Annotated in this window: 34 protein-coding genes; 21 read left to right on the top strand and 13 right to left on the bottom strand. The window is 60.1% G+C overall.

All coding sequences use genetic code 11. The features are described from left to right. Positions 1-302 precede the first annotated feature (302 nt). On the bottom strand, positions 303-455 hold the full coding sequence (locus tag K663_RS24515) for a hypothetical protein (protein ID WP_006949649.1): 153 nt from the start codon (positions 453-455) through the stop codon (positions 303-305). Positions 456-710: 255 nt separating this feature from the next. On the opposite strand from K663_RS24515, the gene K663_RS22750 reads away from it, so the two are divergent. The 17 genes from K663_RS22750 to K663_RS24185 are packed head-to-tail and all read left to right on the top strand — an operon-like array spanning position 711 to position 14,924. After that, positions 711-1,019 (top strand): hypothetical protein, encoded by a 309-nt coding sequence (locus K663_RS22750; protein ID WP_004213195.1) that lies wholly within the window; start codon positions 711-713, stop codon positions 1,017-1,019. Positions 1,020-1,078: 59 nt separating this feature from the next. Further along, positions 1,079-1,402, top strand: coding sequence for a hypothetical protein (locus K663_RS22745; RefSeq protein ID WP_011627755.1), 324 nt, complete (start codon positions 1,079-1,081; stop codon positions 1,400-1,402). A gap of 14 nt (positions 1,403-1,416) precedes the next feature. Then, complete coding sequence (locus tag K663_RS22740) at positions 1,417-2,082, top strand: lytic transglycosylase domain-containing protein (protein ID WP_011627754.1); 666 nt, start codon at positions 1,417-1,419, stop codon at positions 2,080-2,082. Positions 2,083-2,103: 21 nt separating this feature from the next. Next, complete coding sequence (locus K663_RS22735; RefSeq protein ID WP_004213202.1) at positions 2,104-2,445, top strand: TrbC/VirB2 family protein; 342 nt, start codon at positions 2,104-2,106, stop codon at positions 2,443-2,445. Positions 2,446-2,451: 6 nt separating this feature from the next. Next, a complete protein-coding gene (locus K663_RS22730) occupies positions 2,452-2,796 on the top strand; it encodes a type IV secretion system protein VirB3 (RefSeq protein WP_006949650.1) in 345 nt (114 codons plus the stop codon). Further along, positions 2,783-5,167 carry a VirB4 family type IV secretion/conjugal transfer ATPase gene (locus K663_RS22725; protein ID WP_011627753.1) on the top strand — a complete coding sequence of 795 codons (2,385 nt, stop codon included), beginning with the start codon at positions 2,783-2,785 and terminating at the stop codon, positions 5,165-5,167. Before K663_RS22730 ends, K663_RS22725 begins: the two co-directional genes overlap by 14 nt. A gap of 13 nt (positions 5,168-5,180) precedes the next feature. After that, positions 5,181-5,894, top strand: a complete 714-nt coding sequence (locus K663_RS22720) for a type IV secretion system protein (protein ID WP_011627752.1) — start codon at positions 5,181-5,183, stop codon at positions 5,892-5,894. A gap of 2 nt (positions 5,895-5,896) precedes the next feature. Then, positions 5,897-6,202, top strand: a complete 306-nt coding sequence (locus K663_RS22715) for a hypothetical protein (protein ID WP_011627751.1) — start codon at positions 5,897-5,899, stop codon at positions 6,200-6,202. Positions 6,203-6,242: 40 nt separating this feature from the next. Beyond that, positions 6,243-7,259 (top strand): type IV secretion system protein, encoded by a 1,017-nt coding sequence (locus tag K663_RS22710; protein WP_011627750.1) that lies wholly within the window; start codon positions 6,243-6,245, stop codon positions 7,257-7,259. A 10-nt stretch (positions 7,260-7,269) separates the two neighbouring features. After that, positions 7,270-7,590 (top strand): hypothetical protein, encoded by a 321-nt coding sequence (locus tag K663_RS22705; RefSeq protein WP_021223057.1) that lies wholly within the window; start codon positions 7,270-7,272, stop codon positions 7,588-7,590. 9 nt (positions 7,591-7,599) lie between these two features. After that, positions 7,600-8,283: a virB8 family protein gene (locus tag K663_RS22700; protein ID WP_004213217.1), complete on the top strand. Its 684-nt coding sequence runs from the start codon at positions 7,600-7,602 to the stop codon at positions 8,281-8,283. Beyond that, positions 8,280-9,122 carry a TrbG/VirB9 family P-type conjugative transfer protein gene (locus tag K663_RS22695; RefSeq protein WP_011627748.1) on the top strand — a complete coding sequence of 281 codons (843 nt, stop codon included), beginning with the start codon at positions 8,280-8,282 and terminating at the stop codon, positions 9,120-9,122. The genes K663_RS22700 and K663_RS22695 overlap by 4 nt, the downstream gene beginning before the upstream one ends. A 1-nt stretch (position 9,123) precedes the next feature. Then, entirely contained in the window at positions 9,124-10,392 is a 1,269-nt protein-coding gene (gene virB10 / locus K663_RS22690; protein WP_062121904.1) for a type IV secretion system protein VirB10, read from the top strand. Beyond that, positions 10,389-11,381, top strand: coding sequence for a P-type DNA transfer ATPase VirB11 (gene virB11 / locus K663_RS22685; RefSeq protein WP_011627746.1), 993 nt, complete (start codon positions 10,389-10,391; stop codon positions 11,379-11,381). Before virB10 ends, virB11 begins: the two co-directional genes overlap by 4 nt. Next, entirely contained in the window at positions 11,359-13,275 is a 1,917-nt protein-coding gene (locus tag K663_RS22680; protein ID WP_011627745.1) for a type IV secretory system conjugative DNA transfer family protein, read from the top strand. The genes virB11 and K663_RS22680 overlap by 23 nt, the downstream gene beginning before the upstream one ends. Then, the gene (locus tag K663_RS22675; RefSeq protein WP_011627744.1) at positions 13,265-14,473 is read left to right on the top strand and encodes an LPD7 domain-containing protein; all 1,209 of its coding nucleotides are present in this window, start codon (positions 13,265-13,267) and stop codon (positions 14,471-14,473) included. The genes K663_RS22680 and K663_RS22675 overlap by 11 nt, the downstream gene beginning before the upstream one ends. A 37-nt stretch (positions 14,474-14,510) precedes the next feature. Further along, positions 14,511-14,924 carry a hypothetical protein gene (locus K663_RS24185; RefSeq protein WP_145902398.1) on the top strand — a complete coding sequence of 138 codons (414 nt, stop codon included), beginning with the start codon at positions 14,511-14,513 and terminating at the stop codon, positions 14,922-14,924. 25 nt (positions 14,925-14,949) lie between these two features. Here K663_RS24185 and K663_RS22665 read toward each other — a convergent pair whose 3' ends face one another. The 9 genes from K663_RS22665 to K663_RS22625 form a co-directional block, all read right to left on the bottom strand. Continuing rightward, entirely contained in the window at positions 14,950-16,017 is a 1,068-nt protein-coding gene (locus tag K663_RS22665; RefSeq protein WP_011627743.1) for a relaxase/mobilization nuclease domain-containing protein, read from the bottom strand. Next, positions 16,004-16,555: a plasmid mobilization relaxosome protein MobC gene (gene mobC / locus K663_RS22660; RefSeq protein WP_011627742.1), complete on the bottom strand. Its 552-nt coding sequence runs from the start codon at positions 16,553-16,555 to the stop codon at positions 16,004-16,006. Before mobC ends, K663_RS22665 begins: the two co-directional genes overlap by 14 nt. 190 nt (positions 16,556-16,745) lie before the next feature. Further along, positions 16,746-17,765 carry a ParB/RepB/Spo0J family partition protein gene (locus tag K663_RS22655; protein WP_011627741.1) on the bottom strand — a complete coding sequence of 340 codons (1,020 nt, stop codon included), beginning with the start codon at positions 17,763-17,765 and terminating at the stop codon, positions 16,746-16,748. Then, positions 17,762-18,520: a ParA family protein gene (locus tag K663_RS22650; RefSeq protein ID WP_011627740.1), complete on the bottom strand. Its 759-nt coding sequence runs from the start codon at positions 18,518-18,520 to the stop codon at positions 17,762-17,764. The genes K663_RS22655 and K663_RS22650 overlap by 4 nt, the downstream gene beginning before the upstream one ends. Positions 18,521-18,550: 30 nt before the next feature. After that, positions 18,551-18,898: a hypothetical protein gene (locus K663_RS22645; RefSeq protein WP_235589637.1), complete on the bottom strand. Its 348-nt coding sequence runs from the start codon at positions 18,896-18,898 to the stop codon at positions 18,551-18,553. A gap of 9 nt (positions 18,899-18,907) precedes the next feature. Further along, a complete protein-coding gene (locus tag K663_RS22640) occupies positions 18,908-19,210 on the bottom strand; it encodes a helix-turn-helix transcriptional regulator (RefSeq protein WP_011627739.1) in 303 nt (100 codons plus the stop codon). Positions 19,211-19,267: 57 nt separating this feature from the next. Further along, positions 19,268-19,582, bottom strand: coding sequence for a single-stranded DNA-binding protein (locus K663_RS22635; RefSeq protein WP_004213277.1), 315 nt, complete (start codon positions 19,580-19,582; stop codon positions 19,268-19,270). 393 nt (positions 19,583-19,975) lie between these two features. Then, positions 19,976-20,674, bottom strand: coding sequence for a recombinase family protein (locus tag K663_RS22630; protein ID WP_011627738.1), 699 nt, complete (start codon positions 20,672-20,674; stop codon positions 19,976-19,978). Further along, a complete protein-coding gene (locus tag K663_RS22625) occupies positions 20,664-21,377 on the bottom strand; it encodes a sigma factor-like helix-turn-helix DNA-binding protein (RefSeq protein ID WP_235589636.1) in 714 nt (237 codons plus the stop codon). Before K663_RS22625 ends, K663_RS22630 begins: the two co-directional genes overlap by 11 nt. A gap of 212 nt (positions 21,378-21,589) precedes the next feature. On the opposite strand from K663_RS22625, the gene K663_RS23705 reads away from it, so the two are divergent. Beyond that, positions 21,590-21,811: a helix-turn-helix domain-containing protein gene (locus tag K663_RS23705; RefSeq protein WP_235589635.1), complete on the top strand. Its 222-nt coding sequence runs from the start codon at positions 21,590-21,592 to the stop codon at positions 21,809-21,811. 113 nt (positions 21,812-21,924) lie between these two features. Further along, positions 21,925-22,104 (top strand): hypothetical protein, encoded by a 180-nt coding sequence (locus K663_RS22620; protein ID WP_062121890.1) that lies wholly within the window; start codon positions 21,925-21,927, stop codon positions 22,102-22,104. Positions 22,105-22,121: 17 nt separating this feature from the next. On the opposite strand, the gene K663_RS22615 is transcribed toward K663_RS22620, so the two are convergent. The 3 genes from K663_RS22615 to K663_RS25025 form a co-directional block, all read right to left on the bottom strand. Further along, positions 22,122-22,361, bottom strand: a complete 240-nt coding sequence (locus K663_RS22615; RefSeq protein WP_062121888.1) for a hypothetical protein — start codon at positions 22,359-22,361, stop codon at positions 22,122-22,124. A gap of 62 nt (positions 22,362-22,423) precedes the next feature. After that, positions 22,424-22,645 (bottom strand): hypothetical protein, encoded by a 222-nt coding sequence (locus K663_RS22610; RefSeq protein ID WP_004213291.1) that lies wholly within the window; start codon positions 22,643-22,645, stop codon positions 22,424-22,426. 81 nt (positions 22,646-22,726) lie between these two features. Further along, complete coding sequence (locus K663_RS25025) at positions 22,727-23,260, bottom strand: hypothetical protein (protein ID WP_235589634.1); 534 nt, start codon at positions 23,258-23,260, stop codon at positions 22,727-22,729. 501 nt (positions 23,261-23,761) lie between these two features. Between K663_RS25025 and K663_RS22600 the strand changes: the two genes are divergently transcribed. Both K663_RS22600 and K663_RS22595 read left to right on the top strand, forming a co-directional pair. Continuing rightward, entirely contained in the window at positions 23,762-24,052 is a 291-nt protein-coding gene (locus K663_RS22600; protein WP_011627736.1) for a type II toxin-antitoxin system RelE/ParE family toxin, read from the top strand. A 9-nt stretch (positions 24,053-24,061) separates the two neighbouring features. Beyond that, positions 24,062-24,394 carry a HigA family addiction module antitoxin gene (locus K663_RS22595; protein ID WP_062121885.1) on the top strand — a complete coding sequence of 111 codons (333 nt, stop codon included), beginning with the start codon at positions 24,062-24,064 and terminating at the stop codon, positions 24,392-24,394. The last annotated feature ends 13 nt before the right edge of the window (positions 24,395-24,407 follow it).

The following is a 24,407-nucleotide window of genomic DNA, read 5'->3' as shown; positions in this document are numbered from 1 at the left end:
GCGGACCTCCCTTCGTCGGTCCCGCGAGGCCAAGCGCCATCGCTCCCGAAAGCACGCTTTCGAGATTGACTTTCGCCGCCGCACCACCGATAAAGGGAGCCAAGTTAGAAGCGCTCACTTCGGTGGCACAAACAGCCCTCGCTCAGCCAAGCGAGGGTTTTTTGTTGCCCTGTCGCTTCGGGGAGCCACCCCGCACGCAACAGATGAATCGCCGACTCCAAGGCGGAATCAGCGCGTCATAACTGGCTCAAGTTTAAGGGGTTGGCAAGAATAAGCGTGCGCGCACGCTTATAACGCGCTCGTCACGCCAGTTTGCGATAGTGCCGCAAATAGTCGGGATATTCGATCCCGCGTGCCTTCAAGAGATTGATCGTCGCCTCTTCGACCAGGGCGGCAACGGACGTTTGTTCGCGCTCAGCGAGGTTCTTGATCTCGGCCGCCAGCTCGGGTTTCACCGATGCTGCGAGATTGCGCGTGTTAGCGCGGCTCGGCCGACGCCGGGGCAAGGGAACCGGTAGAAGAGGGTCTTCCTGTCTTTTCGGGCGCGCCATAGGTCTAGAACACAATAGGTTGATGTGGTGCCGGAATAAGCGTGTTGACACGCTTAATGGCTGCAATGTGATTGCGCGGCAAGAGACGACAAGCCGGGTTGCCCTCGCCGTCAAAGCGAGGATAGACATATCCTAATCGGTAAAAGGGAATAAATCACGATGCCGCATAGCGACGATTGGCAGTATGATCCGATCCTTGAGCGCGAACTAACCACCCGCCGCCCTGCTGGCGGAATGATCCAAGCGGTCGAGATTGCGCAGCTGCCGTCGAGTGAATGGATCATCAATGTTAAAGTATCGTGGCGTGGCGATAAGTGGCTGAATGTCTGCCTCTTCGAGCAACCAACGCTTAAAACCTACAAGCGCCTGTCAAGCGCTGTGCGGCATGTCGTGCTCGATTACGGATATGAGGATGACCATATTCGATTGGTCCCTGATAAACAATGTAGCAACAAATTGGCGTTTTAGGCTTCCCTTTCCCCTCCATCGTGATATGTGCATAAATCTCGATGACGAGGGAGAAAGCGATGAAAGCTTTTAATTTCGCGCTCGCGACCGCCCTGATGGGGGCTGCGGTGCAATCGACCCCCGCTGTTGCGTCGGATAATACCTGGGCATGTGAGGTTGTGTTGTGCATCTCCAACCCGGGTGGTCCGACACAATATCCAGCCTGTGTTCCGCCCATAACGAAACTGTGGCGCGTGCTGGCTCTCGGCGGCAGCTTCCCCACATGCACGGGCGGGGGCATCGCCAAGACCAAATACAAGAAGCCGGATGATGGGAGGCCTGGGCGCTTGACGGTCACTTGGACTGACGGGCGGCAACAGACCTACTATCAGCCGCGCAACTGACCGGGAACGGGAGCGTGTTCCTCGAAACCGGAGCCGTTCTTTCGCTGGCGGCGCAATGCGCCCCAGCAGTAGCACCGCATACGATCGCGGCGATCGTGGATGCGGAATCCTCGAACTATGTTTTTGCGATCAACGTCAACGGCGTGGCTAGTCAGCCGCGCCGTCCGCGTAATGAGGCTGAGGCAATCGCAACCGCGCGCTCCTATGTTGCGCGCGGCTACAGCGTGGATCTCGGCCTCGGCCAAATCAATTCACGCAACATGGGCTGGCTCGGCCTGACGTGGGACACTGTTTTCAAGCAGTGCGCCAATGTCGAAGCGGCAGGCCGTGTGCTTCTGTCCAATTTCCGTTCGGCCAAGACGGGTCGCACCCCGCAAGAGGCCCTGCGGGTCGCACTCAGCATGTATAACACAGGCTCTCAATCGAGAGGTTTCCGCAACGGCTATGTCGCCCGCGTGGAGAATGCAGGCCGCCGCGTTAGCGGTCGGCCTGCGACCGCAATCCCGACTGTCATCGTGGGCGATCAGCCCGCCAGCGCCGCCATGAGCGACACTGGCGCCGGTCGTGTGCCGGTGGAGCTGGCGGAAATCGCAGCGGAGAACATGGAGGCGGCTCCACCGCCTGCACCGCCTGCGTGGGATGTTTTCGGCCGCGCCCAACACGCGCGGATTGGTTCGTAAGGCGAAGATAGGAGTTGTCGAATGTTTCGTATCTGGAAGATCAAGGCTGAATCCCGGCTCGATGCGCTGCTCGCGCGTCTCAAGCCCTCGCCGCTCATGGCGCGCGCGCTGCCCTTGTCGCTGCTGGCAAGCCTGCTCGTAGCCGAGCCGGCCTTTGCGCAGGCAAACTTTGAAGGCTTGGCCGACAACATTCTCGGCCTGCTGAGCAACGGTTTGCTCCGCACGCTGGCGATCATCGCGATCATCGTCGTCGGCCTTCTGTGGTTCCTCGGCCGCGCGTCGGTGCAGATGCTCGTCACGGTCGTAGTCGGCGTGGTGATCGTGTTCTCCGCGCCGTGGATCGTCGACACGATTACGGGGTGATCGGGGATGGACGGTCAGGAAGAAATGACAAAAGACCCGCTGTTCTTGGCCGTCACCCGCCCCGCATTGTGGGCGGGTGTTCCCATTGAAGCGGGCGCGCTCATCATCATGGCGGGCGCAATCACGTTGGTTGGTTCGGGCAATCCTCTCTACGGCGGCGCGGCCGCCGTCGCGCTTTATGCGATGGCGCGGCTTATCGTTCGGCATGACGTGAACGCATTCCGGCTGATCTTCCTGTGGGGCCGGACCAAAGCGGCGAACCGGAACCGCGTCTTTTGGGGTGGGTCGAGCTACACGCCGCTGCCGCTCTACGGAATCAAGCGAAAGGGATTTGGTCGTGGTGTTCGGTAAGAGCGCGCTCGCTGAGAAGGTGCCTTTTGACAAGGCCAAGCGGGAGGAAATGCCCGAGAAATTCTTGCCGTATTCGCGGCATGTCAATGAGCATGTGGTCGCCCTCGATAATGGCGATCTGATGCTCATGCTCGAACTGGATGGGAGGCCCTTCGAGACTTCGGACGTGCGCGATCTGAACGATTGGCACACGCGCCTCAACGGGGTCTGGCGCAATATCCATGACGAGCGGCTTTCGATCTGGACGCACATGCTTCGGATGCGCGTGCGCGACTATCCTGGCGGTACGTTCCGCTCCCATTTCGCCGCGCAGCTCGATCAAAAATATTATGAGCGGATGACGGCCGAACGCATGTTCCGCAATCGCTTCTTTATGACGGTCGTGATCCGCCCAACAGCAAACACGACCGACAAGCTGATGGATTTCCTTCGCAAGAAGCAGGCGGACAAGAACGCCAATATCGCGGAAGCCCTAGAGCTGCTGGAAGACAAGGTGCGCGATCTGGAAAAGCTCCTTCTGCGCGTTCGTCCCCGCCGTGTCGGCATCTATGAGCACCGCGGCCTCCTGTTCTCCGAACCGCTGGAAATACTGAACCAGGTGATGACCGGACGCTATCGGCGCTGCCCTCTGGTCCGTGGCCGTCTCGGTTCGGCGCTCTATGCGAGCCGCGCGATCATCGGCGCTGAGACATTTGAAGTCCGTGACGCCGACCATTCGATGTTCGGCGGCATTTTCGGCATTCGCGAGTATCCGTCATCGACAACGCCGCGCCAGTTTGAATCGCTGCTCTCGGTCGATTTCAGCCTCGCCATAACGCAGTCGTTCACGTTCCTGTCGCGCACGGCGGCAACAGAGCGGTTCCGGCTTCGTCAGACCCAAATGGCGAACGCGGGTGACAAGGCGATCAGTCAGATGGATGAGCTGATCGACGCGGCCGATGATTTGCAATCGAACCGCTTTGTGCTGGGGGACCATCATTTCACGCTGACGGTGTTCGCGGAAGATTTGAAAAAGCTGCGCGATAACATGTCGATCGCGCGCGCTGCGCTGGCCGATACGGGCATGGTTGCCGCCCGTGAAAGCGCGGCGCTGGAAGCTGCCTATTGGTCGCAGCTGGTCGGCAATTTCGCGTGGAGGGCGCGCCCCGCGCCGATCACGTCATATAATTTCTCGGCGTTCTCGCCCTTCCATACGTTCCCGGCAGGGCACGAGGACGGCAATCATTGGGGGCCTGCGGTCGCCTTGCTCAAGACAAGCGCTCGCAGCCCCTATTACTTCAATTTCCATGCGGCAGACCTGGGCCATTCGATGGTCATTGGTCCATCGGGCGGCGGCAAGACGGTGCTGGTCAACTTCCTGATGGCGCAGCTCGAAAAGTTCAACGCGCGCCATATCTTCATCGACAAGGATCAGGGCGCGGAAATTTTTGTCCGAGCCAGCGGCGGCACCTATCTCGCGCTGCGCAACGGGGAGCCTACGGGCTTCGCTCCGCTCAAGGCGCTCGACAATACGGCTTCCCATCGCGCGTTCCTCGGTCGCTTCATCCGCCAGCTGGTGAAGCAAGAGGGTGCGCCGATCACGGTGCAGGAATCGCACCTGATCGACGATGGCATTGAAGCCGTGATGAAGCTGCCACGCGAGCAACGCTCGCTGTCGGCGCTGCGGACCATGCTCGGCATGTCGGACTCGGGAGGCGTCGGCGCGCGCCTGGTCAAGTGGACCTCCGAGGGGAACCTTGGCTGGGTTTTCGATAATGAGGAAGATTCCATGTCGCTCGAAGCCCGTTTCGTGGGCTTCGATATGACCGACTTCCTCGAAAACGCGGAAATTCGCACGCCGGTCATGCTCTACCTGTTCGAGCGGATAGACGCGCTCCTGACAGGCGAGCGCATGGTTATTGCGATTGACGAATTTTGGAAGGCGCTGGCCGATCCGGCGTTCACGGCATTCGCGCAGGATGGCCTCAAGACATACCGCAAGCGCAATGCGTTCCTCGTCTTTGCAACACAGTCGCCTGCGGACGCGCTGCGGTCAACGATCAGCCATTCGATCTTGGAGCAGGTCGCGACGAAAATCTTCCTGCCCAATCCGTTCGGCCAGCGCCGGGATTACATCGAAGGATTCTCGCTCTCGGAGGCGGAATTTAAGCTGGTGCGCGAAGAGCTGTCGCCGGAAAGCCGCAAATTCCTCGTGAAGCAGGGCCATGACTCCGTTGTGGTCGGCCTGGATCTCATTGGCATGGACGATGAACTGGCCGTGCTGTCGGGGCGCGCTGAGACAACGGGCGTGGCCCGCGAAGTGATTGCCGAACTGGGCAATGATCCGAAGCTCTGGTTGCCGGAATTTCACCGGCGCCGGCGCCCAAGCTGAAAGGAGTGAGACTATGAAGCAGCTTTTCTTGGCGGCTGTGTCGATCGGGAGCCTTGCGGCCGCGACGCCAGCCAGTGCGCAGGGTATCCCTGTGTTCGATAGCACGTCCGTGCTCAAGCATATCGAACAAATCCAGAAGACCATGCAGATGATTGAGCAGGGTCGCCAGCAGATTGCGGAAGCGCAGCAGCTCTACCAAGGGCTGAACCAGCTGACCGATGTTTCCTCGATCGCCAACCAGCTCAAGACGGATTCGCTTCGCACGCTCGGCGTCGATGTGAACTCCCTCCAACGCATGGCGCGCGGCGATTTCAGCGGCGGCGGCGGCTACGGCGGCCGTTCCGATGCGATCTATCAGGACATGCTCGAACGTCTCGGCGTGTCCGCGAATGGCGATCAGACTGATGTTCGCTATCAGTCGGCGCGCTCGATCGCGATGGACAAGGCCATGGCCGAAGGGATGGGCGAAGCGGCCACATCGCGCGGCGAAGGCCTGGAAGAACTGCGCAGCCGCCTAGCGTCGGCATCAACGGCCAAGGAAGTTGCTGACCTTCAAGCGCGCATCCAGCTTGAAAGCGCGTCGATGATGAACGACCAGCTCCGCGTCGATGCCATGGAGCGGGCGCGTCGGGCCGAACAAGCGGCCAAAACGGCGGAAGCGCTCTCTAGCTATTCCCGCGATCGTGAAGAGCAACTGGCCCGCGCGCGGGCAGCGGCGGGAATGTAAGAATGCGGAAGATGGCCTTAGTAGCATTGAGCGCAGCCGGCATAATTGCCGGCTGCCAACGCGCGCCCGTTTTCCCTGAAATCCTCATGACCTACCACGACGTGGAATGGCTCAAAGCCAATGAAGATCAAATTCCGGTGATCGTATCGGAGTGCGACAAGATCATGAACAGCGAACTCAAACAATCCGATCTTCCCATTCCCGTCGCCAAGAATTGCGGAGGCATCAAGTCTGCCATCGCGTCGATCAAATATTCCCGTGACCGAGAAGATCAGATGGCTCGCGCACGCAAAGCGGCGGGAATGTGAAAGCTCGAAGCTCGATTATATAATAACGCGGAGCGATCTGGTGGAATACGATCTATTCACGAATGCCTATCAGGGCTTTGTCAACGAACTCAATTCGTCTGTAGTTTCAAACTACGCTGGGTTCGTTGGCTGGATCGCTGGGCCGCTCCGCACGGGAATGGTGATTTATATTATACTGCTCGGCTACGCTATCATGCGCGGTGCTGTGCAATACCCATTCCGCGAATACGTCTATCGCTCCCTCATGCTCGCTGCACTCTATTGGGCTGTGACAAGCCTTTACGGAGCATCAATTGCACAAATGATCGTGACGGGGCTTCCTAACGAGTTTGCCTCAATCATCGGGAACTCGCCTAATGGCGTCGGCGGGTCGTTTGATACGATGTGGGCGCGCGTCGATGTTGCGCTGATAGGGATGCAGGATGCCACTAAGGAATATGCTGAGCAGAACGCCAGCATGTGGGATTTGCAGGGGGCGGCGACTGCGATCATTCTGTGCATCGGCGCAACCATAATCATCTTGCTAACCGCTGTAGCCGCGTTGTTCGCGCTCGCGGTTGGTTTTGTGATCGTACTCTATGCGCTGTTCGCGCTGGCCTGTCTGGCGGTGGTTGGCCCGATCTTTGTCGGTGCGCTGCTCTTCGATTCCACCAGAAGCTACTTCTTCTCGTGGCTCGGTAGCGTCCTGAATTTCTTGATGCTGTCGTTGTTCGCGCTGTTGCTGGTGCTTGTCGTCGCCAACGTCGCAGAATCCGCAACAGCATCCTTCGACGGTCAGTTCGAGCACGTTTGGGACACATGCGTTCGCATCATCGCCTTCTACGTCCTCGCCTGCTTCTTCTTCCTACAAATCCCCGGAATTGCGGCCTCGCTGGGCGGCGGTGCTGCTGCGATGGTTTCGCAGTTCGGCAACGCCGTAATGAGCGGTGGCGGGGCAGTGGCAACGGGCGCAGGCCACGCGGCCAGCGATGCCCGCGCCATGGGGGCCAGCATGGGACGGGGCTTCTCGTCGGCGGTTCGCCGTTGGCGCAACCGAAACACAATCACCAGAGCTTGAGGGAACGAATATGCGCAAGTTGCTTGGACTCGGAATCTGCCTAGCGCTGGCGGCCTGCGCCGGTCAGCCCGTCAAAAAGCCAGCCAAATGCGAGGGGCCGATGCGGCCCGCAAATCCGCATGGGCTTACCCTTCCCTCGATCCCGGATCAGGCCGCACAGCGAACCGCCCCGGCAAATGTGGACGTGTTCAATCAGGGTGCACCGGCAACGCCGGACGTGGCCCCGGCGGACCCTGCAACTCCGGGCAATGAACAGTCGGACGCATCGCGGGCGGTCGAAGTGCCGCGCCTAAGCGCCTCGCTGCGTGGCCCGATCTACTCGAATTGCTGAGGTGTTACGATGGCAGTTGGTATTCCAAAGGACGAGCTGAAAGCCTATTTTGAAGAGGCTGCAAGCTGGGAACGTGACAAGCTTGCGGCGGCCGAGCGCTCCAAAAAGCTGGCGTGGGTCGTCGCTGGCGTTGCTGGCGCCCTGGCGACTGCTGGCGTTGTGGCCGTTGCAGCCCTGACGCCTCTGAAAACGGTCGAGCCATATGTTATCACGGTGGACCGTAACACGGGCGAGGCGTCGATCGCCGCCAAGCTCCACGGTGACGCGACGATCACCTATGACGAGGCGGTCCGTAAGTATTTCCTCGCAACCTATGTTCGCTATCGCGAAGGCTGGATAGCAGCCGCTCGCGAAGAATATTTCGATGCGGTCATGGTCATGTCAGCGCGGCCCGAACAGGATCGGTGGTCGCGCTTCTACAAGACTGACAATCCCCAAAGTCCGCAAAACATCTTGGCGAACCGCACCGATGTTTTTGTCGAAATCAAGCGGGTGTCATTCCTGGGCGGCAATGTCGCGCAGGTCTATTTCACCAAAGAATCTGTGACCGGCTCGAACTCGACCAAAACCGATGCCGTCGCGACCATCAAATACAAGGTCGATGGCACGCCGAGCAAGGAAGTGGACCGCTTCAAGAATCCGCTTGGCTATCAGGTCGAGAGCTATCGTGCTGACGTGGAGGTGCCCCAATGACCGTATTGAAGTGGAGCGCCCCGTTTGCGCTCGCGATCGCGCTGGCAGCGTCGCCGGCGATGGCCGAAGAAACGCCCCATGCGACTGTGCTCGATCACCGGGTTCGTGAAGCGAACTACAATGATCGGCAAGTCTATGAGATTCCGGGCGTGTTCCGCATCGCCACGGAAATCGTCTTCGCCAAGGATGAAGTGGTCGAGCATGTGGCGCTGGGTGATACCGTGTCCTGGGAAGTCGCACCGGCTGCCAATTCGCTCTTCATCAAACCGCGCGAGCGCGCGGGTCGCACGAACCTGACAGTCATTACCCGTTCGCGCTATGGCCCTCGCAGCTATCGGTTCGCTCTGTCGCCAACGCAGCGGGGCAGCGGCTTCTATACTGTCGTGTTCCGCTATCCTGAACAGGAAGCGGCCGAAGCGCAGGCGCAAGCCGCAATGGCCCAGCTCGCCCAGCTGAAAGCCTTGGAGCGCGGCGCGGTAAAGTCGGCGCTCGATATTGGCGTGCTGGAAGGCACGCGCAACGCCGATTACATCATGCAAGGATCGACGGCCATCCAGCCCTCCGAAGTGTCTGACAACGGACAGTTCACGGTGATGCGCTTCCCCAACCAGCGTGAGTTGCCTGCGTTCTTCGTCGTCAATCCTGATGGATCGGAAGCCATCGCCTCCTTCGATGTGCGCGATGAATATGTGGTGCTGCACGGGGTTTACAGGACGATCCGGCTGCGCCGGGGCCTCGAAGTGCTCTGCATCCACAATCAGAAGACTGATTACTACGGGCGCGATCCCAAAACTGACACGGCCTCGGGGCTGGTCGAGCGAACCACAGGGGTTGAGTAAGATGGCTGCGAACGATCATGACAATGCGCCGCATGGCGACAACATCATTTCGCAGGGCGAGACGGTCGAAAACCGGCCCCTTGCGTCAGAGCCGGTGCCCGATCCGGAAGACATTGAGCGGCAAAGCGAGCGCCAGGCGAAGATTGCCGCTCTTCCGAACAGGTCGATCGACCCCAAAAAAGCGGTCGTTCTCGCTGCGGTTGCCTGCGGCGCGATCGTGCTCGGTTTCAGCACAATCGACGCGATGCGGAGCGATCCAACCGAAAAAGCCGAGAAAGCCGAAAAGCCGGATGAAAGGCAGCTCGCCAACTACGATCCCAAGTCGATCATAGCGCCAACGCTTGCCGATGCGCCAAATGATCCGAACGCGCCGGTGCCCATGACGGAAGTGCCCGCCCTTGATGGAAGCCAAGCGCCCCGCACAGCCGGGGCAAGCGGCCGCCCCCAAAAATCTGAGGGGCAAGTCATCGCAGAGGCCCAACGCCGCGCCGGGATCATGGCTTATGGTGGCGAAAACAGCGGCGGCGTCGGTGGAGCGGTGGCAGCTGCCACCGGCCTGCCCATGGGCGGCGGCACAGGAGCACAGGGCGCGCAGTTGATTGGTGCGTCGGCCGATGGCGATGGGCAGGGTGGATCGCGACGGACCAATCTCGAAAACATGCGCCAGACCTCGCAAATTGATCGGGTCTCGGGCCGCGACATTGGCAACCGCGATATGCTGATCCTCGCGGGTTCGTTCATTCCGTGCGTGCTGCAAACCGCGATGGATTCCAGTCAGCCCGGATATGTCAGCTGCATCATTCCCCGCGACATTTATTCGGACAACGGCCGCGTCGTTCTGCTGGAAAAAGGAACGCGCGTCCTGGGCGAATATCAAACCGGCGTCCAGCGCGGGAAATATCGTCTCTTTGCGGTGTGGAACCGCGCGGTCACGCCTCGCGGCGTGGCGATCGACGTAGGTTCGCCCGCCAGCGATGCGCTTGGCCGTTCAGGCATGGCAGGCGGCGTAAAGAACTTCTTTTGGGAACGCTTCGGGGCCGCACTGTTGTTCAGCTCGCTTAACGACGCCGCCTCGATCGCCGCCTCGGAAGTCTCCGACGCGGATAATGTCACGCGGGTTCCCAGCCAAGCGTCCGACACGATCTTGCGGGACACGATGCAGATTCAGCCGGTGCTTCGCATCAATCAGGGCGCGGAAGTGGGGATCATGGTCGCGCGCGATTTCGATTTCTCCAACATCTACGGCCTGCGGCTTCGGCGCGGCCAATGAGCAATACGGCTGTCCTCGAAAACGCCTTGCTGCCGCTGCGCCCTCTGCTCGCGCGTGAGGACGTAACGGAGCTGGTGATTAACAAGGCTGGCGAGGCTGCGATTGAAACGCGCGATGGGTGGTCCTGGGAGACATTGCCCGACCTCAATGAAAAGTCGCTGCTCGCGCTCGCGCGGGCAGCGGCGGCGTTCACGCATCAGGACATAAGCCAATCCACGCCGATCTGCTCCACAATCCTCCCCAGCGGCGAGCGTGTGCAGCTGGTAGTGCCACCTGCTGTGCCTGCCGGCACAGTGTCCATCACGATCCGCAAGCCATCATCGGTGACGTTGACGATGGAGGATTTCGAGCGCGGTGGGCTGTTTAGCGAGACAAAGATCGCAACCCGGCAAGTCTCGCCGCTCGATGTTGAATTGCGCGATCTGCTCGACGCAGGAAAGCACGTCGAATTTTTCCAAAAGGCAGTCCAGGGCCGCAAGAATATCCTGATTTCTGGCGCTACCGGCTCGGGAAAGACGACGCTCTCTAAGGGGCTGATCCAGCTCATTCCGCCGCATGAGCGTCTGCTGACGATCGAAGACACGCGCGAACTGGTGGTCCCGCATCGTAACGTGGTCCACATGCTCTACGCGAAGGACAAGCAGGGCACCGCGAAAATCTCTGCAAAGGATCTTCTGGAATCGGCCCTGCGTATGCGGCCTGACCGGATACTGTTGCAGGAGCTGCGCGACGGCACCGCGTTCTTCTATCTCCGCAACGTCAACTCGGGCCATCCTGGCTCGATCACGACGATCCATGCGGACTCGGCCGAACTCGCGTTCGAACAGCTGACATTGCTGGTCAAGGAAAGCGAGGGCGGCGCCGATCTGGCCCGTGACGACATTCGCAGCCTGCTCAAGCTGCTGGTTGATGTGGTCGTGCAGACCAAGAAGGTCGAAGGCCGCTTTCGCGTGACGGAGATATATTTTGATCCAGAAAACAGGCTCTAACAGGCTCGCACTGGCCCTCGTCCTCCTTCCGATCACGCTCCTGCTGATCGGCCTGCTGACCGGCACGGTGGCGTGGTTCTTCCTCAAGATGCCCGCCGCGGCTTATGATCCGCTCAAGCTCCCCGGCTTCTTCTGGTATTACCGGCATGATCCTGTCGTGACCGAAGCGCTTTGGCGAGGCGCGGTCATAGGCGTGCCGCTGCCGGTATTGCTCATGGCGATCGTCCTGCGGCCGAAAAAGAACCTTCACGGTGAAGCTCGTTTCGCGCGCGAAGGTGAAATCCGCAAGGCGGGCCTTCGCGCGAAAAAGGGCATTGTGCTCGGCCGCGTCCGCAATGGTTTTTTCCGCAACGGCTTTCTCATGGTGGGTAAGATGGAGCATGTATTGCTCGAAGCCCCTACCGGATCGGGCAAGGGCGTCGGCATCGTTATTCCCAATCTGTTGCAATGGCCGGATTCGGTTGTCGTGCTCGATATTAAGCGTGAGAACTACGAAATCACGGCGGGTTTCCGCCGCAAGGGCGGCCAAAAGGTTGTGCTGTTCAACCCTACGGACAGAGAAGGCCGCACGGCCCGCTACAACCCGCTTAGCTACATCAACAGGGCCGATCCAATTGAGGTCCTGGTCGAATTGCAGAAGATCGCGACGATGCTCTTCGTGCCCCCGGAGAAGGGCGAGGCATTCTGGACAGAATCAGCCCGCACGGCCTTTGTCGGCATTGCATCATGGATCGCGGCCAAGTCTGAACGTCCCTTCTCGTTTGGCGAGATATACCGGACCATCACGATGCCGGGGATGAAGGCATTCTTCGCCAAGGAAGCTGGCGATAGTGCGCTATCGGAAGGGTGCCGCGCCGCGTTGAGCGATTTTACGTCCAGCGCGGACAACACATTCACCGGCATTATCCAGACCGTCACCTCGAAGCTCAATCTCTGGATCAATCCCATTGTCGATCGCGCGACGGCCGAAAGCGACTTTTCCCTGACGGACCTTCGCCGCATCCCGACCTCGATCTATCTCGGCGTTTCGCCGGATGAACTCGATAGGGTCGCGCCGCTCTACAATCTGTTTTTCCAACAGCTGATCGACCTCAACACGCGGCAACTGCCCGACGAAAGCGAAAAGCTGTCCGTGCTGCTCATTCTGGACGAATTTGCGCGGCTCGGCCGCGCCCAGGTCATTGCAAATGCGTTCTCCTATGTGCGCGGCTATGGGCTTCGTCTGCTTCCCGTCATCCAGTCCCGCTCCCAGCTGCGGAATGTCTATGGTGAGCATGGCGCGGACGAAATCGTATCAAACTGCGGGGTCGAAATTGCCTTCACGCCCAAGGAGCTGCGGGTCGCAAAGGAACTGTCCGAACGCCTCGGCTATCTCGGTCAGGATGCGGAAAGCCGGTCCCTGACGATACATGGATTGCTCGCCAATCGAAGCAAGACAATCTCCGAACAGCGGCGCGCACTGATGCTCCCTCAAGAGCTGATGCAGCTGCCCGAAGACGATATTCTCGTCATCCGGGGCGGTATCCCCGTCATTCGCGGGAAGAAAATCCGCTATTTCAAGGATTCCGTTTTCCGCTCGCGCCTGACGACTGCCCCGGCAGTGCCGGCGCTGCCCAAGCCGGTCGCGCCGATCGTGCCCGTCGATGATCTGAGCGATGAAGAGCTGGCGGCTTTCAACGATTATTCCGCACTGGCCGATGACCAGGTGCAGGACATTCCCGAAGACGTTCTCGCCCTCGATCGCGACATGCCGAACCTCACGGTGAAGGACGGCAGCATGGCTTTCGATGAAATCGACTTCGACGACATTATTGGTCCCGATCCGACGAAAGAGGAATGGGAAGGTCAGCGCCGGGATCTAGTTCTAAGTGAAGGAGAAGAATATGGCCGATAACGGAGAACAGGCACCCGCAAAATCAGCAGATGCACCGGCCAAGGCGTCGGATAAAGCCGATGCGCGCCTTTTTACGGTCAGCGACACGCGAGGCGCTAAGGTATTCCAGACCTTCCCCGAAGCCATTCAGGCGTTCGCAAAATCAAATATCCACGGCGATGTGGCACTTGATATGAAAGTCGGTGACAAGCGCGTGCAGCTGGCTTGGACGTCCTGGGAGAATGATGGGTCCAACGCCGTGCCGGGCTACTACAGCCCCTCCGTCAAATCCTACCTCCAGTCGGCGGACAAGGCCACGCCCGATCAGCTGCGCGAAAAGCTGGCGGCCGCGCAGAAAGATATTGATAACTGGCCGAAGAAACCCAAGCGTGAAGCGGTGCCCTCCCCCTCGGCCGACAAGACGCTCAACATTCATGAGGGTGCGCGCGCAAAAGCCGGCCCGGAAGAAATGGCCGCACCTTCGCGGGCCGATCAGGCGGCAACGTCGAAGCCCCAAGCCAAACAGGTTGACGATAAAGCCTTGGCGCTACCGGCCCAGCTCGAACGAAAATATCTGCGCGTAGGCGACGATCTGTTTCGGAGCGGTCGCGATGAAAAGCCCGATATGTCGATCAAGGGGCAAGATGGCATCCGCATCAACAAGGACCATGCGATTGGCGATGCGGTCGCCATTGCGAAGCATAATGGCTGGCAGTCGATCCGTGTTCATGGCAGCGATGATTTCAAGAAGGCGGTCTATCTGGAAGCTGCCCGCGCCGGTGTCGCCGTCAAAGACTTCGAGCCTTCTCCCCAGCTGAAGCTTGAGGGAGAGAGGCTGGCGGCGCGCGATAAGGCCCGCGAAGCTCAAGACCCTACGAAAAGAGCGAGCATGGCAAAGCAAGACCCTACCGAATCTCGCGCGGCGGCCGAACAATTCCGCCGCAACTCTCACCGCGAGAATGCGACCGATCCGCAATTCAAGGCCGCTCAATCGCACGTCCTGGCCGCCTCAATCGAAGCTAAGACGCGCTTTCCCAAAAAGGAGGACCAGGCGCGCTACATCGAGAATGCGAAGGAAACGGTAGCCAAGCGGATCGAGAACGGTGGACCGATTCCTGCGGCCCGTTTTGAGCAACAGCGCCAGAATGAGGCTGTTCGGATAGCACGGGAGGATACCGTGCTGCGCCAGCAAGAGCGCAAGCCCTCTCGTTCGCGGTAAGAACATGATGTGGCTTTTGCGAAAAAGGCAGCGCTCATTGTCCATCCCCCGTCCTCGCTCGGATTTGCCGAAGCGAGCGCACGCGATCGAGCATCATATTGAGTACGTCCTCGGCATGATACACGCGCGAAGCATTGCGTTGTCCGATCTGAGTGAGGTTGGAAAACCTCAAGGACGACAACCCAATCCAACCGAACAGATGATTGCTGCCGTTGGCGAGGACGCACATCAAATTGCGCTCGCCGTGGAAGCTCTTCTCGAAGCATTACGCTATCAACGAAATCGCCACCGAAGGCGTATCGGGACGATCCTCGTTCTGATGATCCCGGTTCTGTTTATCGGGATGCTGGTGGGCGCAAGCTACGGAATTGAGGAAGGGCGCTCGCGCGAACGCTATGACGCCCAATTCAACACGTTGACGATGCTGCCAGAGGAAAGCCGGTTGCGATGAGCTGGCCGGTGGCAGCTGCCACCGGCTAGCGTTGTGGACCGCGTGGCCGATCCTCGTTTGCTTTCTGCGGTCCTGCGCGGCTGACGCCTTCGCGTCGTTCCTTCTCGCGCACCAGCGATGACACAAGCTGTTCGTGCAAGGTAGGCACCCGCCCCGCCCTCACGAACTCGCGCACCTGGCCTGCCAACATTCGGTCCTGATGATCCTTGCTCCGGGCGAGGCGATCTGCCGCCGCGAGGTAGATCCGCTGGGCCTGTCCCCATTGCTCGCGACTTGCGGCCATGAACGGCGGTGCCGATGCGCGGCCAAGAAAATGGTCGCGAGCCGCATTGCGGCAACGATCGCTCGTATGGGGACGCTGCGGACGCTTCCCGCGTGCGAAATCGTCTCGCGCCCGTCTGAGGGCGGTGGTCGGTTCTCTTGTTCCGACACCACGCGCGGCGCGCGGCGTGGCCTCGGCTGTAACTCCCAGCGCCCGCAATTCCTCGGCAAAGCGTTCCCGGTAGTGATGCAGGGTCTGAGGCCGTGGATTGAAGCGGCGGCCTGTGTCCCCCCGTGCGGCGACCGTCAGGTGAACATGCGGCCTGGGCGTGTCCGTGTGGAGCGCCATGACGAAATCCCATTCGTCCGCGATTTCGCTCCGCGCCACTTCCCGAACGGCCGAAAGAACCTTGTCGGGGTCTGTGCCTGCCGGCATCGAGAAAACCATGCTGACAGCTGCCACGGTCGAATTGTCGCGCCAATAGACAGGATCGCCCCAATCGCGCGCCAGCTCCGCCCGATCTTCCTTGTCAGTCAGAATGTCGCCATCTCGCGTTTCAAGCGGCACATCGCCTTTGCGGCCGATATAGTCGAGATGCGCCGCCGCATGGTTCTTTCCTTTCGGCCTGCCCGTAACCTTGACCATGACCTCCGGGGCACGGCTGACGACGCGGGCAAGCCGCGCCCGAGTGCTTCCGCCCTGGCCTGCTCGCCGCGAACTAAGCGAGCGCAGCAACATGTCAGTGCCGCGCCTGTTCGGGTCGCTGGTCAGCTTTGGTTTGAAGAGCGCGGCGAGCTGGCCCGCCTCAAAGCTGCTGTCAAAGTCGCTCACCGGGCACCTCCCAATAGACAAGATCGGCCTTTGTCGCTGCACCGATACCTTCGACGGCCGCGCCGATCGCCGCGCGCAGGTCGTTGACCTTTTGCAGCTCGCCAGCGATCTCCGCTGCATTGTCCGCCAGTGCCATCTTGTTCGCTGCGCGGGCGATCTGATTCACGTTGCGGCCGATGCGCTGCAACGCCTGACGGCAATTCAACAGCTCTTCGCGCAACTCGCGATCGACGGGCGCGGCGATGCCGATGTGTCGCCGCACAAGAGCCATGGCCCAGGTCGCAGGGGTCATGCGCCGCTCTTTTGCGCGATGGCGGATAACGGCCAGTTCGGTTTCGGTCGGCCGAAGATAAAGGCGGTGCTCGCCAGCGGCTTCGCGCTCGGCAATGGGGGCAGCTTCCATAGCCGCTCCGGACTGCCGGAGCACGGCGTCAACCAGCTGACGCATGAAGGGGCCGCGCCCTCCCCTCGTCTGCGCGAGCGCGTCGATCTTTGCGAGCTTGGCCGCCTCGATCTTGAAGCCCAGCGTCTTTTCCATGTGGGGTAGGTATCTCCCAACCGTGAAGCGCGATCCGATGGGATTGAGCGTAACGGTTAACATTAGCCGCCGCAAGGCTTATCCCGCCATACAGTAGATATTTACCCCACAAACAAAAAGCGGTGGCAACTGCCACCGCTCTAAATTCCACGTCGCCTCGATGCTGAGTGAACGTGGACGGTAAAAGCTATCAGAAGTCGAAGGTTTGGGGCGCGGCCTCGCCGTCGAACCGAACCGTGACCTGGCCGCTTAGAACAATCCCGCGACGGCCCTGAATGATGATGGCCGGTGCGTCGGTAGCCTCTTTCGGCTGACGGGGGGCGCGCGGCTTGTGATCGGAAGGATCGGCAAGCTCGGCCCCCTCCCCTTCCCGCTCGTCGTCAGCGTCCAGTTCGGGCCGCTCCCGATTGTCCGTCGCACTGGTAGCAGCTGCCATCGACGCGCGCGATTCTTGGGGCGGCGCTGGATCGTCGATCGCTTTAGCGGCACCGGCCTGCGCGCTCTCTTCATCGGGACTGCCTTGGAGCGTAGCAAGAAACTGCTCACACGCGGCGGCTGTCGGATTTTCGTTTGCTGCCACGAAATTGCGCGTTGCCTGCTCGTCCAGTTCGATCGCGTGTTTGATCGCGACGGCGGCACGCGGAGAACAATTCTTCAACGCGGCAAGAATGTCCTCGGGCAAGGTGCGCAGCGAGTAGAGCCGCTTCACTTCCGAATGCGGCTTGGCGATGCGCGCGGCTAGATCCTTTGTCGAGAGCGTGTCACTGACGCGGCTCGCGATGAAACTGACGCGCTCAGCCAGGCTTAGGGCTTGGCGTTGCTCGTTCTCAAGAAACTGGTCGAGGCCAATATCGCGCTCGGCGTCCGCCTGATCCAGAACGGTGTCGATCTGGTCGAAACCAAGCTGGCGGCACGCGCGATAGCGCCGCTCGCCGTAGCGGATGATGTAGCGACCGTTCGATGTTGGCGCGACAACGATGGGTTGTAGCAAGCCGCGGTCCTTGATGGTCGCGGCCAGTGCATCAATCTCGGCCTGGTCGAACTCCCGGCGAACCTGCGTTGGGTCTGGATCAATGTCATCGAGCGGAAGGCGCTGAAACCGTCCAGCTGCCTTGAACTCGGTATTCGCGGGGACGGCCGAAAAGTCCATCGCGTCCATATCGAAGTCGGCAAAGCTCTTCTTCGCCGGTTTGACAGCTGCCTTGCTCATGCGGCTTCCCTCTCAGCTTGATCGACAATGTAGGAGACGACTTCGCGCACGATCGGCGCGCTACGCCGCGTGTCCTTTGCCAAGCGCCAAACGGGAATTTCGAGTAACGCCGCCTCGCGCATGTGCTCGCGGTGCGGAATGGTGTGCGGCACCACATTGGCAGGAAGCGCCTGCCCAATGCGGTCCATCAGCATTTTTGAAACTTCGCTAGTTGTCTGAACGCGATTAAACACGATCCCGAACCGGGTCGCGTTCCCCTCCCCGCGCACCTTGTTTGCAAGGCTGATGCTTTGCGAGATTTCGTTGAGCGACTGACGCGCGGTTTTGTCGGGGTCCAGTGGGACCGCGACATAATCGGACGCAATCAGGGCCATGAGATTCCGGCCATCCCACGCGGGCGCAGTGTCGATCACGCAGTAGTCGTAGTGTTTGGCAAGGCCAGCACGAATGGCGCGGACATAAGCGCCGATGTGCTGGCCTTGCTGCGGGCTGTCAGTCGTCAACTCGACAATCTGCCGTGTGTTCTTGAAACAGGCCAGCGCCGGAGGTTCTTCGTTCGGCTCGAAATCAAGAATCGACTGAACCGGGCCGATCTGCTCGAACTCGGCTTTCAGCATCCCGGCACTGTGGCATTGCTTGTCCAGGTCCAGAACCACGACACGCTTGCCCTGCTCGGCCAGATGCCACGCGATATGACAGGTAAGCGTGGTCTTGCCGATGCCGCCGCGCTCGTTGGTCACTACGATTGTTCGCATTGAGAATCCCTTCAATGGCTGCGCCACGGGCTACTTGTGCCAGCGGTTGTGGGCGGCGCTGTTTCCCGATCCGAAGCGATACTGCGACTGCATATACCAAGGGTTCGGATCGTCATTCAGGTTGAGGCCCTTGCCCTTGCGGCGCGGGCCGGTCTGTTCGGTTGGCGGGTCTTTGCCGAAGAAAACGATCAGCACGAGGACGGCGACGGTTCCCACTCCGAGCCAGCCAAAAGCGAAATAGGCCGCGAGACCGACTGCAAGGACGACGATCAGCGCAATTGCCGCGATCGCAAGCCACAGGGCAAGCGATGCCCAAAGCATGACAGTCTGTAGCACGCTGGCTGCGCGCCGAAGTTTGCTGGCAATCTCACGGCGCATAGCGGCCTCCTAAGCTGTTCGGCTCTCGCCTCGCTCGGAGCCGATCAACTTAGGGAAAGGCTGCTCCCTGAAGATGTTCGGCACCTCGGTTCGCAGGGCACGCGACATACGGAGCGCCGTCAGCAAAGTGGCGTCCTGCCTGCCGTTCTCGATGGCGGCGACTGTTTCAGGTGAGACTTGAATCCTCGCTGCCAGCTCGGATTGCGTAAGTCCGGAAGCGACGCGCAAGCTCGCTACACGATTGAACAGTTTGGCCGCCACAGATGCCTCGCATAATTGAACCCTATTATTGTTAGGGTCTGTGGAAGGCATTGTCCACAAAAAAGGGTGGCCACAAGGCCGCCCGTTTTAGGAGAAAGGGGAGGGGGCTTAGTCAGCCCCGCCCCGAACCAAGATACCCAGCCCCTCAGCGATCAGGTCCACCGAGTAGCGGGTTTCGCCATTGCTCTCGTAGCTGTTCTGGCGGACCCGTCCGGTGATGTGAACCAGGTCGCCCTTGCCCAAGTCAGCGGCGCGCTCTGCCAGCTGGCGGAAGAACGTCACGCGGTTCCAGTGCGTATCGGTCTTCCATTCATCGCCGTCCTTGCGGTTGTAGTTCGCGGCGACGGAAACATGGGTGACTTTATCGGTCGTATCGACGCTGCCAACGCGACCGATGATCCGAAATTCAGCGATGTTCTGCATGGTAGTCTCCTTTGGATAAGCGTTGCTGACGGATTTTTTGCGGCGGAGCTGAGCCACGCGGGCAAGCTGAAAATGGGAGGGTCCGCTTGCGGAAACCCAAGGCCGAAGGCCGGTTTTCTGCTTGCCCGCATTAGTGGCGATGCGGAGTTCGTATCCGTCAGACAGCAACGCCCAAAGGAAACGGCCCGAGTAGATGCAGCAATTTGGACTGGCGGCGGTGGCAGCTGCCACCGGCCATTGGCGCCCATAGATCGCTGCGCTCGATCGGCGCGGCGGCGATTGGAAAAACCTGTCGCGGTTCCGCCGCTCTTTCCCTGGCTGGTAGTCCGATGACGCGGGCAGGGGACTGCCGGTGGCAGCTGCCACCGGCTTGAAGCCGAACAGAAAGGGCGATCAGCGATCCCGCTCATGGTGATTTCGTTGAGGGCTGGGTTCTTGCACCTGGGCGGCACGATGGGCCGCCCACACCCGCTTGACGGTGCTGCGGTCGCAATCGGCCAGTTCTGCGGTTTTGGCGATGCTCTTTCCCGCTTCGCGCAATGCCACAATGCGGGCGTGCGTTGCCCGATCGCCTTTGCGCCCTCCGCTGCGACCTGCGGCCTTTGCCAAGGCGATACCTTGGCGTTGTCGCTCGCGGCGATCGGTGTAATCGTCGTGGGCCATCTGCAGGGCGATCTTTAAGAGCATCGCCTGAACAGATTCGAGCACGATGCGGGCGATGCCCTCGGCGTCGGCCGCGAGGTCGGACAGGTCCACGACGCCAGGGATGGCAAGTCGCGCGCCTCGCGCACGAATTGTCTCAACCAGCTGCTCGGCCTCGGCCAAGGGAAGACGACTAATCCGGTCGATCTTCTCGGCAATCACCACTTCACCGGGTTGAAGATCGGCAATCATGCGCAGCAACTCGGGGCGGTCGGCACGGGCACCCGATGCCTTCTCCCGATAGACTGCCGCGACATAATAGCCCGCTGCCTTCGCCTCGGCCACGATGGCATCCTGCCGGCGTAAGTCCTGCGCATCGGTGCTGACGCGCAAATAAACGCGGGCGATCTGCGGCGCGAGGGCAGGGGACGGCTCAATATCAGTGGCCATCGTTTGTTGAAGCTTCCTTGCCTAGCTGGGGACCATCCGGGGGAGAAGCCAGCATGTTGGATATGCTGGCTTCTGCGCTCGCGATCGCATCGCGGATTTCATCGGCCTGCTCGCGCAGCGCCGCCAATCGGCGGTCGCGCGGCAAAATTGCCCTCAGCCAATTAGCGCGCTGCTCGATTTGAGCGATCTGTTCGGCAAAAAACTGAGCGTCGGATTTCATCCGATCAAGCTCAGCCTGCGCCACGCGTAGTTTGCGGCTCCAAGCGGAATCGCGTGCCTTCGCTCGCCTGACCTCATCCCGGTCTTGCTTGGCCTTGCGCTTCCGCTCCTGATCTAGCGCCTTTTGCAAGGCATCCAGTTTCCTGATCCGCTCGGCCTCAGCCGCTTCATCACGCCTGCGCGCGATCAAAGCATCCAGCGCCGAACGATCGTGAATGTCTATGTTGTTGCAGACCCATCTGATCCTTCGGAATGCCTTGTCCTCGATTTGGCCGATGCGGCTTGGCGACACACCGACGATCTTTGCAGTCGCGGCAAGAGTGAGCGCGGGAGAGGGGCCAAGCCCGATCCGCAAGCGGACAACCTGTTGCTCATGCGGTTCCAGCATCGCGATCAACTGCTCGACGGTTCGATGGTCGGCGATCGGCCTCTCCACATCGCGCTTTGCAAGCCGAGCTGCGAACAGCTCCATGGCCGATTTCATCGCGTCGTCCTCACCGTCCATGCAAAGTTTGAACCTCGCTCGTCCAAATATGGCGCACAATCTATACCAACTGCGCTAGGCGCGAAAGCCATGGCGCAAATAGCCGTTTGAGCAACCCTATTGCGCCATGCTGCGCGTGCCGACATTCTGCGCCTAGCGAGAAGGACGCGAACACGATGCCAACCATATACCTGAAACGAACATCGCCGTTGATGACCCAGATCGGGGCCAACATCGCTCGCGAACTAAAGAATCTAGGCATAACTCAAGGGGAGTTGTCCGAACGCTCGGGCGTTGCGGCATCGCATATTTCATACATGGTTCGCGGACAAGGCAATCCAACGCTTGCTACCTTGGAGAGCCTTGCCGATGTTTTCAGATTATCGGTTGTCGAATTATTGGCAGCGGATAGCACTTCCGATGATAAGTCCTGAAAGGCAGTCGCTTTATTTGATTGGAACAATCTATGTCCAGTAACCCACCCCACGAATTTGACCGTCTGCTACAAGATGCGCCGCTTGTGCGAGCAATGGGGGGAGCACTCTCGATGTTTGCCACGCTGCTAGCGCGTCAAGGCATTGCCGAGACGGGAGAGGTCGCAAACTTGCTGGGTATCTATGCGGTCGCGACAAGCGAAGTCCATAATGAAGAGGGCATGATTTTGGGATGCTGGGCAGCTATGATCCGCGACATAGCTGAGCAACAGCGCATAGCTGTTCGCGGCTAACCACGACGCGCATGGCGCTAGCCGTGCGTCGCCTCGATCTGCTGGGCCAACTCGGCCAGGTGATCGGGATCAAGTAGATCCTCTGCGGCAAGATCGACCGCGAAAAACTCGCGTTCGCTGGAAGGTGCGCGATCGGCAGCGAAAGCGGCCAGATAGGGCCGCGCCTCGACCGTGGCGATCCAGCGCCAGAAAGCATTACCATGACCGAATAAACCGCTCTCGAACATATCGAGCCGTGCTTGTGCGAAGTCGTTCAATTTGCGCCTCCTGACATTCGGGCGGTTCGGCAAAAAAAGGGAGGCCGAAGCCTCCCTTTGTCTTACTGGAACAGTTTGATGAAAGCGGGCGCAAGGCCGATGACTGCGAGGACGAAACCGACGCTGCCGATGACCCAAGTTTGTGCCGTCAGCTTGCTTTCGATTCCCTTGTTCGCCTCCTGAACCTTCACGGCGATATACTCCTCAATAGCCTCTACAACTTCCGCTGCGGCGTCGTCGGACAGATTAGCCGCTTTCAGTGCTCGAAACAATTTGATGTGCATCCGGTTCTCCTTCTCGTTGGTGACGGGAGACACCCGGCATGGGCACCGGCGCCGGCTGTCAGGGACCGCGACGCGGCCGCGTCAGCGGGCGGTGGGGGAGCCGATTTGCGCAGCAAATTGGGGGAACCGCCGATCCTTGAAAGCTGGCGCGCACCCATGCCAAAATGCCACGACACACAGAGAGAAGAGATTGCGCGGGGCGGGGCTCGATGCCCCGCCCCGCGCTCCATACAGCACCGAGATCATCGGTTTCGCCCAACGGGCGAAAAGGGGCGGGCTTGGCCCGCCCTTCCGGCGTCGGCCGGACTGGCCGCGCTTTGCCTTGGCCTCTAGAACCAAGGCGACAAGCTGTGGATCGAAGCACTCGCCGCGCTCGATGTTGCGGATGCCGGGACCGTTCAGCACATCCTTGATGCGATCCGCAATGATCTGCGCCAGCTCGGCGGAAACAGCCTCGATGTCGGCGCTCGTCTTGCCGATGAACATCGGGTCTTTCGGCCACATGCTCTCCGCATCGAAATGGTCCTTGTCGTTGACCGCATTCCTCAAGGCGTCGATCGCTGCATTTCCAAGCGCGCGCTCGAAAGCCAGCTGAGCGAACAGACGATGAGACATAACAACCTCCTTGTTGCCGGAATTGGCAAGGCCAAGGGGAGGGTCGCGCCGGGTCGGGTCAGGGACCGCGAAGCGGCCGCGCTAGCGGGCGGTGGGGGAGCCGATTTGCGCAGCAAATTGGGGGACCGCCGATCCTTGATGCGGCCTGGTGCGTCCCTCATGCTAGGAAGACACTGACGGGGGGATTTAACAAATCAACGCCTGCCCGAAGGAAAGACCGCTACCTTGGGGCTTCCCTCGCCCGCACCATGGCGCTGTATTCCAGCAGTGCTTGCCGATCTGGTCGGCCATCGCCTCGATCACCTGAGGGGGGATGCAGCGCGGGTACTTGTCGCCCTGCTATACGACACGGGAGGCTGATTTTTTACGGGTCCGCACCTGATATCAGGGCAAAAATATTTGGTCGGCTGCCTTCGGCAGCCGAAGGGCTTAGCAGGGGCGGGGTTTGCTGGGTGTATTGCGTCACTTGACGCCGAACGATCTTTTCTGATAGCCTTAATCATGAAGATTAGAAACGTGGTCCATAAGGGATTGCGACGGCTCATCGAGAGGGATGATGGGAGCGCGCTGCAACCCGCCGTCGTGCCCAAGATACAACGCATGGTGTCCTTCCTGCAGGATATGGAGCAGGAGGATGAGCTTCGCACCGTGCCGAGCTGGAAAGCACATCAGCTGACCGGCGACCGCAAGGGTACGTGGAGCCTGTTCGTCACGAAAAACTGGCGGATGACGTTTCGGATTGACCAGGACGAAATCGAGATCATCGACCTCGATTATGAAGATTATCATTAGGAGGTGGCTATGAACGCTATCACTGGCATTCGGATGAAGAACCCCGCCCACCCCGGCGGCTTCATCAAGCATGAAATCATCGAACCGCTGGGCCTGTCGGTCACGAGCGCGGCCGAGGTGCTGGGCGTGACGCGTGCGACGCTTTCCACGCTGCTCAACGAGCGCGCCCATCTGTCGTCGGAGATGGCATTGCGCATCGAAAAAGCCTTCGGCGTGTCGATGGACACCCTCATGCGGATGCAGAACAGCTATGACATTGCCCAGGCCCGCAAGCGGGAAGGGGAAATCAAGGTCGCGCCATTCAAGGGCAAGCCGCTCGATCCGCAGCCAGCAATGATCTGACCTAACCACGATT

This window comes from Sphingobium sp. MI1205 (assembly GCF_001563285.1).
Taxonomy (GTDB): Bacteria; Pseudomonadota; Alphaproteobacteria; order Sphingomonadales; family Sphingomonadaceae; genus Sphingobium.
This window is presented reverse-complemented; position numbering and strand designations above follow the sequence as displayed.

Excerpts from the sequence above, each read along its gene's own strand:
- K663_RS22600 (WP_011627736.1), top strand. The coding sequence starts at position 23,762 with ATGAAGATTAGAAACGTGGTCCATAAGGGATTGCGACGGCTCATCGAG.
- K663_RS22700 (WP_004213217.1), top strand. The coding sequence starts at position 7,600 with ATGGCAGTTGGTATTCCAAAGGACGAGCTGAAAGCCTATTTTGAAGAG.
- K663_RS22645 (WP_235589637.1), bottom strand. The coding sequence starts at position 18,898 with ATGCGCCGTGAGATTGCCAGCAAACTTCGGCGCGCAGCCAGCGTGCTA.
- K663_RS22630 (WP_011627738.1), bottom strand. The coding sequence starts at position 20,674 with ATGGCCACTGATATTGAGCCGTCCCCTGCCCTCGCGCCGCAGATCGCC.
- virB10 (WP_062121904.1), top strand. The coding sequence starts at position 9,124 with ATGGCTGCGAACGATCATGACAATGCGCCGCATGGCGACAACATCATT.
- K663_RS22650 (WP_011627740.1), bottom strand. The coding sequence starts at position 18,520 with ATGCGAACAATCGTAGTGACCAACGAGCGCGGCGGCATCGGCAAGACC.
- K663_RS22595 (WP_062121885.1), top strand. The coding sequence starts at position 24,062 with ATGAACGCTATCACTGGCATTCGGATGAAGAACCCCGCCCACCCCGGC.
- K663_RS25025 (WP_235589634.1), bottom strand. The coding sequence starts at position 23,260 with ATGTCTCATCGTCTGTTCGCTCAGCTGGCTTTCGAGCGCGCGCTTGGA.
- K663_RS22675 (WP_011627744.1), top strand. The coding sequence starts at position 13,265 with ATGGCCGATAACGGAGAACAGGCACCCGCAAAATCAGCAGATGCACCG.
- K663_RS22655 (WP_011627741.1), bottom strand. The coding sequence starts at position 17,765 with ATGAGCAAGGCAGCTGTCAAACCGGCGAAGAAGAGCTTTGCCGACTTC.
- K663_RS22610 (WP_004213291.1), bottom strand. The coding sequence starts at position 22,645 with ATGCACATCAAATTGTTTCGAGCACTGAAAGCGGCTAATCTGTCCGAC.
- virB11 (WP_011627746.1), top strand. The coding sequence starts at position 10,389 with ATGAGCAATACGGCTGTCCTCGAAAACGCCTTGCTGCCGCTGCGCCCT.
- K663_RS22715 (WP_011627751.1), top strand. The coding sequence starts at position 5,897 with ATGCGGAAGATGGCCTTAGTAGCATTGAGCGCAGCCGGCATAATTGCC.
- mobC (WP_011627742.1), bottom strand. The coding sequence starts at position 16,555 with ATGGAAAAGACGCTGGGCTTCAAGATCGAGGCGGCCAAGCTCGCAAAG.
- K663_RS22750 (WP_004213195.1), top strand. The coding sequence starts at position 711 with ATGCCGCATAGCGACGATTGGCAGTATGATCCGATCCTTGAGCGCGAA.
- K663_RS22720 (WP_011627752.1), top strand. The coding sequence starts at position 5,181 with ATGAAGCAGCTTTTCTTGGCGGCTGTGTCGATCGGGAGCCTTGCGGCC.
- K663_RS22620 (WP_062121890.1), top strand. The coding sequence starts at position 21,925 with ATGTTTGCCACGCTGCTAGCGCGTCAAGGCATTGCCGAGACGGGAGAG.
- K663_RS22635 (WP_004213277.1), bottom strand. The coding sequence starts at position 19,582 with ATGCAGAACATCGCTGAATTTCGGATCATCGGTCGCGTTGGCAGCGTC.
- K663_RS22640 (WP_011627739.1), bottom strand. The coding sequence starts at position 19,210 with ATGCCTTCCACAGACCCTAACAATAATAGGGTTCAATTATGCGAGGCA.
- K663_RS22745 (WP_011627755.1), top strand. The coding sequence starts at position 1,079 with ATGAAAGCTTTTAATTTCGCGCTCGCGACCGCCCTGATGGGGGCTGCG.
- K663_RS22730 (WP_006949650.1), top strand. The coding sequence starts at position 2,452 with ATGGACGGTCAGGAAGAAATGACAAAAGACCCGCTGTTCTTGGCCGTC.
- K663_RS22625 (WP_235589636.1), bottom strand. The coding sequence starts at position 21,377 with ATGAAATCGGCCATGGAGCTGTTCGCAGCTCGGCTTGCAAAGCGCGAT.
- K663_RS22735 (WP_004213202.1), top strand. The coding sequence starts at position 2,104 with ATGTTTCGTATCTGGAAGATCAAGGCTGAATCCCGGCTCGATGCGCTG.
- K663_RS22695 (WP_011627748.1), top strand. The coding sequence starts at position 8,280 with ATGACCGTATTGAAGTGGAGCGCCCCGTTTGCGCTCGCGATCGCGCTG.
- K663_RS23705 (WP_235589635.1), top strand. The coding sequence starts at position 21,590 with ATGACCCAGATCGGGGCCAACATCGCTCGCGAACTAAAGAATCTAGGC.
- K663_RS22705 (WP_021223057.1), top strand. The coding sequence starts at position 7,270 with ATGCGCAAGTTGCTTGGACTCGGAATCTGCCTAGCGCTGGCGGCCTGC.